General features: G+C 63.7%; 16 protein-coding genes. 4 read left to right on the top strand and 12 right to left on the bottom strand.

What is annotated here, in order from left to right; all coding sequences use genetic code 11:
• Positions 1–177: 177 nt before the first annotated feature.
• Positions 178–732, bottom strand: a complete 555-nt coding sequence (locus IVB36_RS05455) for a DUF4440 domain-containing protein (RefSeq protein ID WP_026232462.1) — start codon at positions 730–732, stop codon at positions 178–180.
• A 76-nt stretch (positions 733–808) separates the two neighbouring features.
• Between IVB36_RS05455 and IVB36_RS05450 the strand changes: the two genes are divergently transcribed.
• Entirely contained in the window at positions 809–1,759 is a 951-nt protein-coding gene (locus IVB36_RS05450) for a LysR family transcriptional regulator (RefSeq protein ID WP_018453102.1), read from the top strand.
• Between the two features lie 212 nt (positions 1,760–1,971).
• Here IVB36_RS05450 and IVB36_RS05445 read toward each other — a convergent pair whose 3' ends face one another.
• The 5 genes from IVB36_RS05445 to IVB36_RS05425 form a co-directional block, all read right to left on the bottom strand.
• Positions 1,972–2,301, bottom strand: coding sequence for a hypothetical protein (locus IVB36_RS05445; protein ID WP_085361134.1), 330 nt, complete (start codon positions 2,299–2,301; stop codon positions 1,972–1,974).
• A 132-nt stretch (positions 2,302–2,433) separates the two neighbouring features.
• A complete protein-coding gene (locus IVB36_RS05440) occupies positions 2,434–2,910 on the bottom strand; it encodes a cyclic nucleotide-binding domain-containing protein (RefSeq protein WP_247390850.1) in 477 nt (158 codons plus the stop codon).
• 195 nt (positions 2,911–3,105) lie between these two features.
• Complete coding sequence (locus tag IVB36_RS05435; protein WP_026232461.1) at positions 3,106–3,735, bottom strand: ferric reductase-like transmembrane domain-containing protein; 630 nt, start codon at positions 3,733–3,735, stop codon at positions 3,106–3,108.
• Positions 3,736–3,746: 11 nt separating this feature from the next.
• Complete coding sequence (locus IVB36_RS05430; protein WP_018453098.1) at positions 3,747–4,250, bottom strand: twin-arginine translocation pathway signal; 504 nt, start codon at positions 4,248–4,250, stop codon at positions 3,747–3,749.
• 135 nt (positions 4,251–4,385) lie between these two features.
• Positions 4,386–4,808 carry an MgtC/SapB family protein gene (locus IVB36_RS05425; protein ID WP_018453097.1) on the bottom strand — a complete coding sequence of 141 codons (423 nt, stop codon included), beginning with the start codon at positions 4,806–4,808 and terminating at the stop codon, positions 4,386–4,388.
• A gap of 232 nt (positions 4,809–5,040) precedes the next feature.
• Here IVB36_RS05425 and IVB36_RS05420 point away from each other — a divergent pair, with 232 nt between their 5' ends.
• Positions 5,041–6,036: an LLM class flavin-dependent oxidoreductase gene (locus IVB36_RS05420; protein WP_026232460.1), complete on the top strand. Its 996-nt coding sequence runs from the start codon at positions 5,041–5,043 to the stop codon at positions 6,034–6,036.
• A 54-nt stretch (positions 6,037–6,090) separates the two neighbouring features.
• Here the strand turns inward: IVB36_RS05420 and IVB36_RS05415 are convergent, their stop codons facing one another.
• The 6 genes from IVB36_RS05415 to IVB36_RS05390 are packed head-to-tail and all read right to left on the bottom strand — an operon-like array spanning position 6,091 to position 10,696.
• The gene (locus IVB36_RS05415) at positions 6,091–6,966 is read right to left on the bottom strand and encodes an amidohydrolase family protein (protein WP_018453095.1); all 876 of its coding nucleotides are present in this window, start codon (positions 6,964–6,966) and stop codon (positions 6,091–6,093) included.
• A gap of 13 nt (positions 6,967–6,979) precedes the next feature.
• A complete protein-coding gene (locus tag IVB36_RS05410) occupies positions 6,980–7,372 on the bottom strand; it encodes a RidA family protein (protein WP_018453094.1) in 393 nt (130 codons plus the stop codon).
• A gap of 25 nt (positions 7,373–7,397) precedes the next feature.
• Complete coding sequence (hpaH, locus tag IVB36_RS05405) at positions 7,398–8,201, bottom strand: 2-oxo-hept-4-ene-1,7-dioate hydratase (protein ID WP_018453093.1); 804 nt, start codon at positions 8,199–8,201, stop codon at positions 7,398–7,400.
• Positions 8,202–8,204: 3 nt separating this feature from the next.
• Complete coding sequence (locus IVB36_RS05400) at positions 8,205–9,065, bottom strand: fumarylacetoacetate hydrolase family protein (protein ID WP_247390849.1); 861 nt, start codon at positions 9,063–9,065, stop codon at positions 8,205–8,207.
• Between the two features lie 44 nt (positions 9,066–9,109).
• Positions 9,110–9,727, bottom strand: a complete 618-nt coding sequence (locus IVB36_RS05395; RefSeq protein WP_018453091.1) for a flavin reductase family protein — start codon at positions 9,725–9,727, stop codon at positions 9,110–9,112.
• Positions 9,728–9,730: 3 nt separating this feature from the next.
• The gene (locus IVB36_RS05390; protein WP_026232459.1) at positions 9,731–10,696 is read right to left on the bottom strand and encodes a tripartite tricarboxylate transporter substrate binding protein; all 966 of its coding nucleotides are present in this window, start codon (positions 10,694–10,696) and stop codon (positions 9,731–9,733) included.
• Between the two features lie 131 nt (positions 10,697–10,827).
• On the opposite strand from IVB36_RS05390, the gene IVB36_RS05385 reads away from it, so the two are divergent.
• A complete protein-coding gene (locus IVB36_RS05385) occupies positions 10,828–11,628 on the top strand; it encodes an IclR family transcriptional regulator (RefSeq protein WP_247337567.1) in 801 nt (266 codons plus the stop codon).
• A gap of 81 nt (positions 11,629–11,709) precedes the next feature.
• On the top strand, positions 11,710–13,005 hold the full coding sequence (locus tag IVB36_RS05380; RefSeq protein WP_018453089.1) for an O-acetylhomoserine aminocarboxypropyltransferase: 1,296 nt from the start codon (positions 11,710–11,712) through the stop codon (positions 13,003–13,005).
• Position 13,006 lies beyond the last annotated feature (1 nt).

Here is a 13,006-nt window from a genome sequence, read left to right as displayed (position 1 = left end):
CCCACCATGCGCGGTTTCCTCCCTTGGAGGCTTTCGGACGCCGGCCGCCCGAATGTGCCGCGCCGTCAATCATGCGGCCGGCATCCGAAACCCTTCACAAAAGGGGAAGTGGACCTGCATGTAATGCAGTCTTCGGCGCAATCGATCCTTCTTCTGATAAGACGCCAGTTGCCGCGGTCATTCATCCTTACGTCCGCCGCGAGCAATCGTCGCCGCCTCCTGCAACGTAACGCCATGAACCAGCGGGTCTGCGTGGCGATGGACTAACTGCCATTCAGAACCGTCCTTGCGATAGATTTCCGTAACTCGGAGCGACCAGTCTTGTTTTGGTAAGCTCCCGACTTCGGCATATTGCCGCTCGACCATGACGAGAACGACCAGCTTGTCCGATGCATAGGTTTGCACGACCTCCAAGGTCGTCTCACCGTTCTTGAAAAACTGGGATAGCTTCGCCAAACGTTCAGGACTTGCGTCGAACCCGTGGCTAGTTGGGCCGCCGAATGGTTGCATTAACGTGAAGTCACTGGCGATGCGAACAAGGGCCAGCCAACGATCCATGTCCCCGCGCATGAAGGCCGCGTTTTTCGCAGCGGCGCGCTCGATAAGGTGAGCGACGTCGTCACTGGCAGCCACACTAGCGCAAAATCGAGGGGTCAACGATGCCGCAGCGACTGTCGTGATCGCGGACCGCCGTGACAGCGTTCCTGGCCAGTTTGCATGGTGTTTGGTCATTTCAGCTCCTGTGGCTAACGTTGCGCAATCCATGGAGCTTTCAGAGACATGAATCCAGTGATATAACCTCAGCAATATGCTGAACCACATTTCCTTGTCAAAAGTCGATCTTAACTTGCTGCTGGTCTTCCACACTGTGCTGGAGGAGAGCCACGTGGCGCGAGCGGCTAGCCGCTTGAACATCACCCCTTCTGCCGTAAGTCATTCACTTGGGCGGCTACGGCATCTATTTAATGACCCCCTGTTCTTACGGACGCCGAAGGGTGTTGTGCCGACGGAGCGTGCGCTGGAACTCGGCGAGCCAGTAGCAGATATCCTTTCTCGCGTAGGGCGCGTATTTGCTTCAGCTACGCCCTTCGACGCGACTACAAGTAGCCGCCGTTTTTCCATTGGCGCTCCTGATGCGATCATGGACACGGTGATGGGACCATTTGCGGGGCGGCTCAGGAGAAAGGCACCCCGTGCCGACCTGAGCTTGATCCATCTGATGCCAGGGAGGCATGCAAGCGCTGTGGAGCACCCTTGGCGGTCAAGCCTGGAGAAGCTGGAGAAGCGCGAAATCGACTTGGCCATCCTGCCCCTGGGCACAGTGCCAACCCGCTTCCAGGCAAGAAAGCTTTACGATGAGTGTTTCGTGGTCGCAATGCGCAAGGGAAACGGATTCGCCCGCGCACCAACGATTGCTGCATTCTGCAGAGCACAGCATCTTCTTGTGTCGCTCGACGGCGATCCGCGAGGTTTTGTCGACCAACTCCTGGAGAAGCGCGGCCTCCAGCGCCGCATTGTCCTGACCGTGCCCACCTTTATGATGGCACTCACGCAAATTTCAAACTCGGACTTGATAGCAACATTGCCGCGCCGTCTCGTCGAGAGATACGCGGCTCGTTTCGCGCTGCAATTGGTTGAGCTTCCTTTGAAGCGGAAGTCCGATGCAATCATGGCCATTACGACCAAGGCAGCAATGATGGATGCGGGCATTGCGTGGTTGACGGAAGAAATCGCCGCTGAGGTTGGCTCCCTCAGCTGAGGATGTCTCTTATATTCCTTAAAGCACATTTTAGGCCTGTGGGGCCTTAGCGAACCTCAACTTCCCCGCGACCGCCGCTTCGGGGTCACTTGCGGGCATCGCCCGAGCGAGAGCTCCAGTCAGTTTTGGCCAGGAATTGCATAGCATTGCTCGGTGACGAAGCATGATGGGTTTCGCAAGTGCTCTACCCATCCTACGCGAGCTGACTGGATCTACCGCCGACCACGTCGCCACGAGGCCCCGATCAGCCAGAACACGAACCGGACAAACAGGATCGCGGCCGTGATCTGGATCCAAAGGAAACCACCGAGTTCGCGCAAGACAATTTCGGCCTGAGCGCCCCAATAACCAGGAAGCGCATCGCCGACAGCTTCAATAGCGTGCGTGCCTGTTCGCAGGGCCCATCGGACCCACTCAGGCTTGTAAAAGAGCGTCGCGCCGAGCAGAATCCAAGTCAGAAAAGCAGTGCTGACTCTGAAGGAGTGCACCTTGGCGTGGTGCTTGAACGCCGCGAACCGTCCATTATCTCCGGCTTGAGCCATGTTAGTTTCCTATTCGAAGCCTACGGTGCCGGGGAGTTCGTAGGATGGGTACAGCGAAACGAAAATCCATGGAAGATTTGCGCGGTGACGAGACATGATGGGTTTCGCTTCGCTCTACCCATGCTACGCATGTCAACTCTCGTCACCCACCTGATGCCCCGCTAACCGATCGTCTGAACGGCGCAGCCGTCGGCATAGCTCGCGATTGATGTTTTGCAGGACGATCACATAGGTGTGGATATCGGCCTTGTAGCAAGCGTAGAGCTTCTGGGCGGTCAGCTCGTAAAGCACGGTCGGACTCTCCGCGACCACCGTGGCGGATCGATTTTGCATTTCAATCAGCGTCATCTCACCGAAGAAATCGCCGGGCTCCAGAACGGAAATCGGGATGACGTTGCCCGCATTCGCCCGCTTGCCCACCGCCAGCCGGCCGGATTTGACGATGAACAGCGAGCGTCCGGGCTCGCCCTCCGTCACGACGGTTGCTCCGGTATCAAATCGGCACTCAACCAGCATCGACATCAGGAGGTCGAGACTTTGATCCGGGATACCGCCGAAGAACGGTGTGGCGAGCAGGAATGCTCTCAGGTCGGGGACACTGACGGCCATCGCGCGAGGATAATCTTGACCGCCTTCCCGGGCAAGCGGAGCCGATACCAGCGGTAACGACGCCGAACGTGTTGGAACAAGGGGGTCAGCGAAAGTTTCGGAGCTCGTAGGCTGGGCGAAGCGAAGCGTGCCCACCAACCACCATTGATAGATAGATGGTGGGCACGGCGCTACGCGCCTTTGCCCACCCTACGCTTACGGCCGCGCAATGCTGCTATCGCGCAACGTCCGCCTTCTCCAGAGATCAACCATCACCTTGACGGTCGCCGCCAGCACAGCTGCGCAAAGCGCAGCCTTCGAGATCGTCTCCATCGTCCCCTCGATCAGCAGGCAATGGGCGACGCTGCCTGCGACGATGACGATCGCGAGGGGAATATGGACGATGCGCCACGTGCGCAACCGCAATCCCAGCCGCCGGCGCAGCAGAGCCAGGAGCGCAACAATGAAGATGGCCCACATGGCGGTCACGCCGAAGGGGGAGAACGGTGTCGGTGACGTATAAGTCAGGGCGTCGATCATGTCGGGCGGGCTGGTGATCCAGAGGCCGGCGACGTGGATCACCACCGCCAGAGCCAGCGTGCCGCCGATCCAGTGGTGGGCGCGCCGGCCGCGATAGGCCGACAGTCCCGGCAGATATCCGCCGATCAGCAGGGGCTGAGCGAGCACGAGACCGAGCGCAATGATGCCAGCGAAGCCGGCGAGGATGTAGACCGGGCCGCGCCATGTGAGCTGTTCGCTTCCCGCAGCGAGCGCGATCGGCACGCCGATGGCCAAGGCAAGGGCGATCCAGATCAGGGGCGCCCGGGCCGATCTCCGCCCCTTCATCTCCAATGCGATCAGGCCGGCTGCAGGACGAAGTGCGCCTCGAGGCTGGTTTCCTTTGCGCTCCGCATTATCGGCCGCAGGAAGACGGTTTTGAATTCACCGCTGTCATAGGCGAGGTGGCCATGCGGCTGGCCGAAGATGGGAATGATCTGCGGCATTTCGAGCCGGAACTTGCCGTCCTTGTCGGTGAGCGTGGCGCCATGACTCTGCGGCTCGTGCTCCTGGCCTTCGACCGTGTGCGCCCAGATCTGGATGCGCTGCCCGGCCAAGGGAGTCCCGTCGCCGGCGCGGCGCACGGTGCCGCTCATCCAGAAGCCACCCTTTCCGATCCGCTCCACGATCGCCGCGCCCTTGCGGTAGTTGTTCGCCCCGCCAGACATCGTCTCGGTCGGTGCGAGGCCGTCCGCGCGTGCAGGCAACAGCAGGCCGGGGACGCCGGTCGCCAAGAGCCCGGTTGCGAGGATCGAGCCGCCCGCGGCGAGGAGGCTCCGGCGATTGAGTACGACCGTGGTCATGTCGGTTCCTCCTGGCGAGCGTCCAAAGGCTCAGTGAGTGTACAAGAAAACGCGCCAGACGCACAGTTGGGCCGGGGGACGCAGCGGGTCGCGATGACGTTGTTGTGAACGGGGTGCAGGCCGCTCGCACATGCATCAGTGATCGTCTTCTTCCTTGACCAGCGTCAACAAGCGAAGCGTCAGGAACGTGAATACGGCGACCGTCACCGCGACATCAAAAGCGCCGAGCCCGACGGAGACGCCGATGGCGCCGGTCGCCCAGAGGCTCGCGGCCGTCGCGGTCCCCTGCACCGAATTCCCCTGCTTGAGAATTGCGCCACCGCCGATGAAGCCGATGCCGGTGATGAGGCCCTCGATCACCTTCGCCATTCCGTCAGGCGAATGCACGAGCAGGCTTTCGCTGGCCTGCACGAAGCCGCAGCTTGCCATTGCGACCAGTGGAAAGGTGCGCAAGCCCGCGCTTCGCGCCCGCTTCTCGCGGTCCCAGCCAATGGGAACGGCGAGTGCGAAGGCCGCAGCCAGCGCAACGACATGAACACCAATGTTGAATCTGTCCAAAGAAAGCCCCCGAAATGAAAATCGTCGCCGTTGATCAAACCGGCCGGCAACGCGGCAATGCGGCCCGCGGTTTCCATACAGGCGAATTTGCCGCATGCAGCGCAGCGATGGCCCCGTCTCCGCGCGATGGAGCCGCCGGCGCAGCACCATGATCGTTTCGGCTGGTATTCCTGCGACCGGCTCCTACATGTCGAGTCCACGTTACCACCGCACGCTCCATCCGGACCCTTCCATGATCCCCTTCTCCGTGCTCGACCTCGCGCCCATCCGCCAAGGCGGCGATGCGTCACAAGCGTTCCGCAATTCGCTCGATCTCGCGCAGCATGCGGAGGGCTGGGGATACAAGCGGTTCTGGCTGGCCGAGCATCACAACATGACGGGGATCGCGAGCGCGGCGACGTCGGTGGTGATCGGGCATATCGCGGGCGGGACGAAGACGATCCGGGTCGGGTCCGGCGGGATCATGCTGCCGAACCATTCGCCGCTCGTCATCGCCGAGCAGTTCGGCACGCTGGCTTCGCTCTATCCCGGGCGGATCGATCTCGGGCTCGGGCGGGCACCGGGCACCGACCAATTTACCGCACGCGCCCTGCGGCGCGACCTCGCGACGAGTTCGGAAAACTTTCCGCAGGACGTGCTGGAGTTGCAGGCGCTGCTCGGCGACGTGCAGCCGAACCAGGCCATCCGGGCCGTGCCGGGCATGGGGACGAAGGTGCCGCTGTGGATCCTGGGATCCAGCACCTTTGGCGCGCAGCTCGCAGGGATGCTCGGCCTGCCGTTCGCGTTCGCTTCACACTTCGCACCGCAAATGATGATGCCGGCGCTGCGGGAGTATCGGGCGCGGTTCGAACCCTCGACGCAGCTCGACAAGCCCTATGCGATGGTCGGCGTCAACGTGTTCGCCGCCGACAGCGACGCGGACGCGCAGCGCATGTTCTCCTCGCTGCAGCAGCAGTTCATCAATCTGCGCCGCGGCACGCCCGGCCCGCTGCCGCCGCCGGTCGACGACATGGACGCGCTGTGGTCGCCAGCCGAGAAGGCGATGGTCGGCCAGTCGCTGTCGTGCTCGGCGGTCGGCACGCCTGACATGGTCGAAGCGAAGCTGAAGGCGCTGATCGCCGACACCGGCGCGGACGAGCTGATGACGACGGGGCAGATCTACGACCACGCCGCACGGCTGCGCTCGTTCGAGATCGCAGCCGGGGTAAGGGACCGGTTGGCGGGGTGAGCGGGTGCGATTGTTGCGACGGTGAAGCTGCGCTCGTGGCAGGCCGTGAGCGCCCTAATCCGGAAAGCCGAACAGCTTGGCCGGATTGTGCACCAGGATCTTCTCCAGCGTCGACTGGTCGGGCGCGTAGCGGTACATCAACTCCAGCAGATCGGCGTCGTTGGGCGGCTGCTTGACCGAGACCGGGTGCGGCCAGTCGCTGGCCCAGACGCAGCGGTCGACTGCTGCCTCGATATAGGCACGCGCGATCGGGATGACGTCGTCGTAGGGCGGCCCGAGCTTCGAGGACTTCTCGCCGAGCGACAGCATCACCCAGAAATTGCCCTTGCCGAGCAGCTCCAGCATCTTGCGCAGGTTCGGATCGTTCCTGCCGGCTTCAGGATCGGGCCGTGCCATGTGGTCGATCAGCACGGGCACGTCGAGATTCTCGTATTTGGCGACGCTGGAGACGATGCCGTCCTTCTCGGGCTGGATCTTGACGTACCAGCCGAGCTCGCGGATGCGCGCAATCGCGCGGGCAAAATCGGCATCCGACAGCACAGCGCCGAGCTCCTGGCGGAAGCTGAAGCGCGCGCCGCGGACCCCAGCATCATGCAGCTTGGCAAGATACGAATCGTTCGCCTCGGCGAACACCAGCGCGTTGGCGCAGCCGCGATAGTTCGGGCCCATCGCGGCGAGACCGTCGAGCACGACGGCATGGTCGGCGCCATACGTCGTGGTCTGCACGATGATGCCGCGCTCGATGCCGAGCGTCTTGTGCACGCGCAGCGCCGCCTCCCAGGTCGCGGTCGGCATCCGATAGGCAGCACCGGGACGCTCCGGATATTTGTCGAGGGGGCCGAGCACGTGAAACTGGCTGTCGAGGGATTTGGGCGGCGGCCCCTTGACCGGGCGGCGCGGGTTCGGGTCGAACGGAAGATAGGTCGGCATGCGCAAAACTCCCTCAGTCGATTACGGCGGTGAAGTCGCACTGCACCAGCGCGCCGCCGTCCATGTTGTCCATCGGCAGCGCGTGGCGCGCCGGGCGCGAATGCTCGTCCGGAAACATCTTCAGCCACTCGACATTGACCGGGCCGCGCTGCGTACGGTCCTTCAGCCACACCGTCATCTTGATGATGTCGTCGGTGGTGCCGCCGGCAGCCTCGACCGTCGCCTTCATATGCGCGAACATGTTGGCACATTGCGCCTCCAGGCTCTCGGGCATCGCACCAGTCGCATCGCGGCCGAGAATGACGCCCGACATCACGAGATTGCCGATGCGGCAGGCGTTCGGAATCGGGTTGGCATGCTTGAAGCCGCCGATATGGATGCTCTTGCGCCGCGTGTGACCGGTCATGATGCGCTCCCTTTCATGTGTTGATTCAGACGAACTGGCACGACACCGAGCCGAACGCGCCATAATCGGCATGAAACGTGTCGCCGCGGCGAATGTCGACCGGACGCGTGAACGATCCCGCCAGCACCACCTCGCCGGCGGCCAGATGCTCGTCATGCGGCGCGAGGCGGTTGGCGAGCCAGGCAATGCCGTTGGCGGGATGGTTGAGCACGCCGGCGGCAAGCCCGGTTTCCTCGACCTCGCCGTTGCGGAACAACAGCGCGCCTATCCAGCGCATGTCCGCGTCCATCGGACGGAAAGGCCGGCCGCCAAGCACCAGCGCGGCGTTCGCCGCGTTGTCCGAGATCGTGTCCATGACCTTTCGCGCCTTGCCCGTTTCGGGATCGACGCGGTGCATGCGCGTCTCCAGGATCTCCAGCGCCGGGGTGACGTAGTCGGTGGCGTTGAGCACGTCGAAGATGGTGCAATCGGGCCCGCGCAGCGGCGCCTTCAGCACGAAGGCGAGCTCGACCTCGATTCGCGGCGCCTGGAAGCGGTCGAACGGAATCGGCGTGGCGTCGGCATAGAACATGTCGGCGAACAGCACGCCGTAATCGGGTTCGGAAATGCCGACCGCGTTCTGCATCGCTTTCGAGGTCAGGCCGATCTTGTGGCCCTTGATGACCCGGCCGCGTCCGAGCTGGAGTCTGGTCCAGGCGCGCTGAACGGCATAGGCATCCTCGATGCTGAAATCGGGATGGTCTTTCGAAAACATCGTGATCAGCGTCTTGGTGCGTTCGGCTTCGTCGAGCCGCGTGGCAAGACGTTCGATCGTGGCAGTATCCAGCATGACCTATTGCTCCGCCGCGACGGTGTTGCGCAGCACGCCGATGCGGCTGGATTCGACCTCGACGACGTCACCGACTTTGAGCCAGCGCGGCGGGTGGAAGCGGGCGCCGGCGCCGGTCGGCGTGCCCGTCACGATCATGTCGCCGGGCTTGAGGGTTGCGAAGGTCGAGAGATAGGAGATCAGGAAATCGAACGGGAACATCAGCCGCTCGGTGGTGTCCTGCTGCCGCACCTCGCCGTTGACGCGCGTGACGATGTCATGAGGCCCGCGCGGATCGAGCTCGTCCGCGGTGACGATCCACGGACCGATGCTGCCGGAGCGGTCGAAATTCTTGCCCTGCGTGACGTTGAACTTGCCGTGGCGGAGCCAGTCGCGGATCGTGCCCTCGTTGCACAGCGTCATGCCGAAGATGTGCGCCCAGGCCTTTTCGCGCGGAATGTGGCGGCCGCCCTGGCCAATCACGATGACGAGCTCGCCTTCATAGTCGAGCTGCTCGGAGACGTGAGGCTTCTCCAGCGGCTGGCCTGAGCCCGTCATCGAGGACATGCTGCGCACGAACAGACTGGGATATTTGGGCAGGTCAGAGCTGTCCTTATACTCCGCATTGCGCTCGGCGTAATTGACTCCGATGCACCAGAGCTTTTCCGGCGCCAGCACCGGCGGAAGCAGCACGAGCTCTTCCAGCGCGTAGTCCGGCTTTTGTCCGGCGACGGCTTCCTGCGCGTCGGCCAGCGCGTTGGCTGCGATCAGCGCCCTGACATCGGAGAAGTCGCGGCCGATCCGCCGGGTCAGATCAACGACGCCGCCTTCCATGACGGCACCGTAGCGCGGCTCTCCGTCCACGAGATAGCTTAGGAGTCGCATGGTCGTTCTCCAATGGTCTTGGGGCGCGCGCGGGGGCGGCGCGCTCAGTCTTTCGATTTGGGAGTCTGGAACACGCCGTGCAGCGTCACGATCTCGCCGAGCCGGGCGTAGCGCGGCCCGCCGATGCGCGCGATCGGATCGAGCGCGACGGTTTCGACCTTGCCGTCGTTCACGAGGCCGTCGCGGAGGTGGAACATCACGACTTCGCCCACGATGAGACGGCTGCGGGCGTCGCCGAATTCGAGGCACTGCCGAAAGCGGCACTCCATCGCAACGGGTGCAACGCTGAGCCGCGGCACCTTGATGCGCTCGCTCGGGAGCGTCTCAAGGCCGAGCTCCGCGACCTCGCTGATCTCGGGCGGATGCTCGACCGATGAGTCGTGCACCGCCTGCATCAGCGGGGTATCGGCGATGTGGATCACGTATTCCTCGGTATCGAGGATGTTATGCGCGGTGTCCTTGTAGTCCGCGCCCTTGCGGCCGACGCTGATCGCGAGCATCGGCGGCTTCTGCGAGACGAAGGTGAAGGCGCTGAACGGCGCGAGGTTGAGCACGCCTGCGCGCGACAGGCTCGTCACCCAGGCGATCGGACGCGGCACCACGATGCCGGTCATCAGCCGGTAGATGCGCTCGGCGCCGAGCTCGCTGGGGTCGATCCGCATCGATCAATCCGCCTTGATGTTGGCCTTGCGCACGATCGGAATCCATTTGGCGTCCTCGCGCGCGAGATAGGCCTTGAATTCGTCGGGCGTCATCGCGACGGCTTCACCGCCGAGCTTCTCGAACTTGTCGACCACGGCGGGGTCCTTCAGGATCGCGGTCAGTGCCTCGTGCAGCTTGTCGATCACGGGCGCCGGCGTGCCTGCCGGTGCGAACAGGCCGGTGAAGGTCTGGCCGTCAAAATCCTTGTAACCAAGCTCGGCGAAGGTCGGCACGTCGGGCAGCGACTTCAGGCGGTGCGGGCTGGTGACGGCCAGCGCCCGGAACAGACCGGCCTTGATGTGCTGCAGGCTGACCGTGAGCTGGTCGAACGCGAACTGCACCTGCCCGCCCAAGAGATCGTTGACGGCAGGCGCATTGCCGCGATAATGCGCGGTGACCCATTGCAGGTCGAGGCTGGACTGCATCAGCTCGCTGAGCAGATGATTGGTGGTGCCGGGGCCGGGCGAGGCCATCGTCAGCTTGCCCGGCTCGCGCTTGGCGAGGTCGATGAATTCCTTGAAGGTGGTCGCCTGCACCGACGGATGCACCTCGAGCACCAACGACGTCATCGAGATCGTCGTGATCGGCAGGAAGTCCTTCTTCCAATTGTAGGCGTCGCGCTTGTTGATTTCGGTCGCGAACAGCACCGGGCCGTTGGCGCCGACGAACAGCGTGTAGCCGTCGGGCGCGGATTTCGCGAACGCCTCGCCCGCGATCATGCCGCCGGCGCCCGCCTTGTTCTCGATGATGAAGGGCTGGCCGAGCTTTTCCTGGAGCTTGTCCGCGATGATGCGCGCGGCGCTATCGACATTGCCGCCGGCCGGATAGGGCACGATCAGCTTGACGTTGCGCGCCGGCCATTGCTGGCCCGACGCCGGTCCCGTCAACATCGCCGCTGCGGCAGCTAGGGCAATCCAGATTAATCGCATGTTAACCTCCCGGCGGCGCTTCCAATTTTACGTCGATTTGCCTGACGTCGTACACGGCATGTCGATTCGGAGCGCAATCTCCAGATGGGCGCTTTACCTGTCGAGTGAATTGTGGCGTTCTCGTCCATATTATGGACAAGACGACTTCCGCGAAATCCACCCGCCGCATCACGGGACCGCGACAGGGCGCGCAGGCGATCCGGCGCGCGCTCGCGGTGCTGCGCATCCTTGCCGCAGGCCGCGAAGACGGCGTGCTGCTGGCCGAGGTGGTGCGGGCGACCGGCCTCACCCGCCCGACCGTGCACCGCATCGTCCACGTGCTGATCGAGGAAGGCATCGTCGAACGGCATGACCGGACCGGCCGCTACGCGATCGGCAACCAGGTGCCGGAGCTCGCGCTCGCACGGCCTCGGCCGTCGCGGCTGCTGATCGCGGCAAATCCGTCGCTGCAACGCGCCTCGGCCGAGATCGGCGACACGCTGTTCCTGACGGTGCGGACCGGCAACGACACGCTGTGCGTTGATCGCCGGATTGGCGTCTATCCGATCCAGGTGCTGTCGATCGAGGTCGGCGCGCGCCGACCGCTCGGCGTCTCCAGCGCAGGCGTCGCCATCCTCGCCGCGATGCCGGCGCAGGACGCGCGAAAAATCGTCGCAGCCAACGAGAAGAGACTGGAGGCCTACCGGACCGATGTTGCGACGGTGCTGGGCCAGGTCACCGCCGCAAGACGGCTGGGATACGGCATGAGGGAAATTGGTCTCGTGCAGGGTACGAAGTCGATCTCGACCTGGATCGAGACCCCGGACGGCCGTCCCGCTGCCGCGATGACCGTCTCCGCCGTTCGCACCAGGCTCGGCCCACGACGCGAACAGGAGGTCGCGGAGATCCTGCTGCGGGAGGCGCGGATCATCGAGCAGGCGATCCGGGGTTAGACAACGCTGTCAATGGGCTGACGCAGCGCGCCATTTTATGGCACAAGAGCCGCCTCCGCCGACCGAGCAACGAGGCCCCGCATGCCCGCGCCAAAACCGCCTGCCTTCGAGACCCTGAGCCTGCATGCGGGCCAGCATCCGGATCCCGCGACCGGCGCCCGCGCGGTGCCGATCTACCAGACCACGTCCTACGTGTTCCAGGATTCCGATCACGCCGCCGCGCTGTTCAATCTCGAACGCGCCGGCCACATCTATACGCGCATCTCCAATCCGACCACCGGCGTGCTGGAAGAACGGCTTGCGGCGCTGGAAGGCGGCGTCGGCGCGATCTGCACCGCGAGCGGCATGGCGGCGCTGCATCTGGCCATCGCCACGCTTCTGAACGCCGGCGACCATATCGTGGCATCGAGCTCGCTCTATGGCGGCACCATCAATTTGCTGGCGCACACGCTGCCGCGCTTCGGCATCACCACAACGTTCGTCAAGCCGCGCGATCTCGACGCGTTCCGCGCGGCGATCAAGCCGAACACGAAGCTGATGATCGGCGAGACCATCGGCAATCCCGGGCTCGAGGTGCTGGACATTCCGAAAGTCGCTTCGATCGCGCATGACGCGAAGATTCCGCTGCTGATCGACAACACCTTTGCCACGCCCTATCTCAGCCGTCCGATCGAGCTCGGCGCCGACATCGTCATGCATTCGGCGACCAAATGGATCGGCGGCCACGGCATCGCGATCGGCGGCGCCATCGTCGACGGCGGTCGTTTTGACTGGCGCTCATCCGGAAAATTCGGCGTGCTGACCGAGCCCTATGGCGGCTATCACGGCATCGTCTTCGACGAGCAGTTCGGCACCGCCGCCTTCATCATGCGCGCGCGTACCGAAGGCCTGCGCGATTTCGGCGCTTGTCTATCCCCGACCAACGCGTTCCAGCTGTTGCAGGGCGTCGAGACGCTCGGGGTGCGCATGGACCGCCATATGCAAAACACCCAGCTCGTGCTGGAAGCACTGAAGTCCAACAAGGCCGTGGATTGGGTGCTGCATCCCTCGCTGGAAGATCATGCGGACTACCAGCTCGCAAAACAATTGCTGCCGCGCGGCGCCGGCTCGATCGTCTCCTTCGGCATCAAGGGCGGGCGGCCCGCCGGCCGCAAGTTCATCGAATCGCTGCGCATGATCAGCCATCTCGCCAATGTCGGCGACGCCAAGACGCTGGTGATCCACCCCGCCTCGACCACACACCAGCAGATGGACGCCGAGCAGCTCAAGGCCTCCGGCATCGGCGAGGAGCTGGTGCGACTCTCGGTCGGCATCGAGACCGCAAGCGACATCGTCGACGATCTCACCCAAGCGCTGCGCATCTCGCAAAAGGTCTGAC

The sequence above is a fragment of the Bradyrhizobium sp. 35 genome, assembly GCF_023073215.1.
GTDB lineage: Bacteria > Pseudomonadota > Alphaproteobacteria > Rhizobiales > Xanthobacteraceae > Bradyrhizobium > Bradyrhizobium canariense_D.
Note: the sequence above shows the minus strand (reverse complement) of the source record. Positions and strands in the feature narration are given on the sequence as shown.

Bases quoted from the DNA above. Each gene is read 5' to 3' on its own strand.
- hpaH (WP_018453093.1), bottom strand. From the start codon at position 8,201: ATGCTGGATACTGCCACGATCGAACGTCTTGCCACGCGGCTCGACGAA.
- IVB36_RS05430 (WP_018453098.1), bottom strand. From the start codon at position 4,250: ATGACCACGGTCGTACTCAATCGCCGGAGCCTCCTCGCCGCGGGCGGC.
- IVB36_RS05390 (WP_026232459.1), bottom strand. From the start codon at position 10,696: ATGCGATTAATCTGGATTGCCCTAGCTGCCGCAGCGGCGATGTTGACG.
- IVB36_RS05385 (WP_247337567.1), top strand. From the start codon at position 10,828: ATGGACAAGACGACTTCCGCGAAATCCACCCGCCGCATCACGGGACCG.
- IVB36_RS05420 (WP_026232460.1), top strand. From the start codon at position 5,041: ATGATCCCCTTCTCCGTGCTCGACCTCGCGCCCATCCGCCAAGGCGGC.
- IVB36_RS05450 (WP_018453102.1), top strand. From the start codon at position 809: ATGCTGAACCACATTTCCTTGTCAAAAGTCGATCTTAACTTGCTGCTG.
- IVB36_RS05435 (WP_026232461.1), bottom strand. From the start codon at position 3,735: ATGAAGGGGCGGAGATCGGCCCGGGCGCCCCTGATCTGGATCGCCCTT.
- IVB36_RS05445 (WP_085361134.1), bottom strand. From the start codon at position 2,301: ATGGCTCAAGCCGGAGATAATGGACGGTTCGCGGCGTTCAAGCACCAC.
- IVB36_RS05415 (WP_018453095.1), bottom strand. From the start codon at position 6,966: ATGCCGACCTATCTTCCGTTCGACCCGAACCCGCGCCGCCCGGTCAAG.
- IVB36_RS05395 (WP_018453091.1), bottom strand. From the start codon at position 9,727: ATGCGGATCGACCCCAGCGAGCTCGGCGCCGAGCGCATCTACCGGCTG.
- IVB36_RS05440 (WP_247390850.1), bottom strand. From the start codon at position 2,910: ATGGCCGTCAGTGTCCCCGACCTGAGAGCATTCCTGCTCGCCACACCG.
- IVB36_RS05410 (WP_018453094.1), bottom strand. From the start codon at position 7,372: ATGACCGGTCACACGCGGCGCAAGAGCATCCATATCGGCGGCTTCAAG.
- IVB36_RS05380 (WP_018453089.1), top strand. From the start codon at position 11,710: ATGCCCGCGCCAAAACCGCCTGCCTTCGAGACCCTGAGCCTGCATGCG.
- IVB36_RS05455 (WP_026232462.1), bottom strand. From the start codon at position 732: ATGACCAAACACCATGCAAACTGGCCAGGAACGCTGTCACGGCGGTCC.
- IVB36_RS05400 (WP_247390849.1), bottom strand. From the start codon at position 9,065: ATGCGACTCCTAAGCTATCTCGTGGACGGAGAGCCGCGCTACGGTGCC.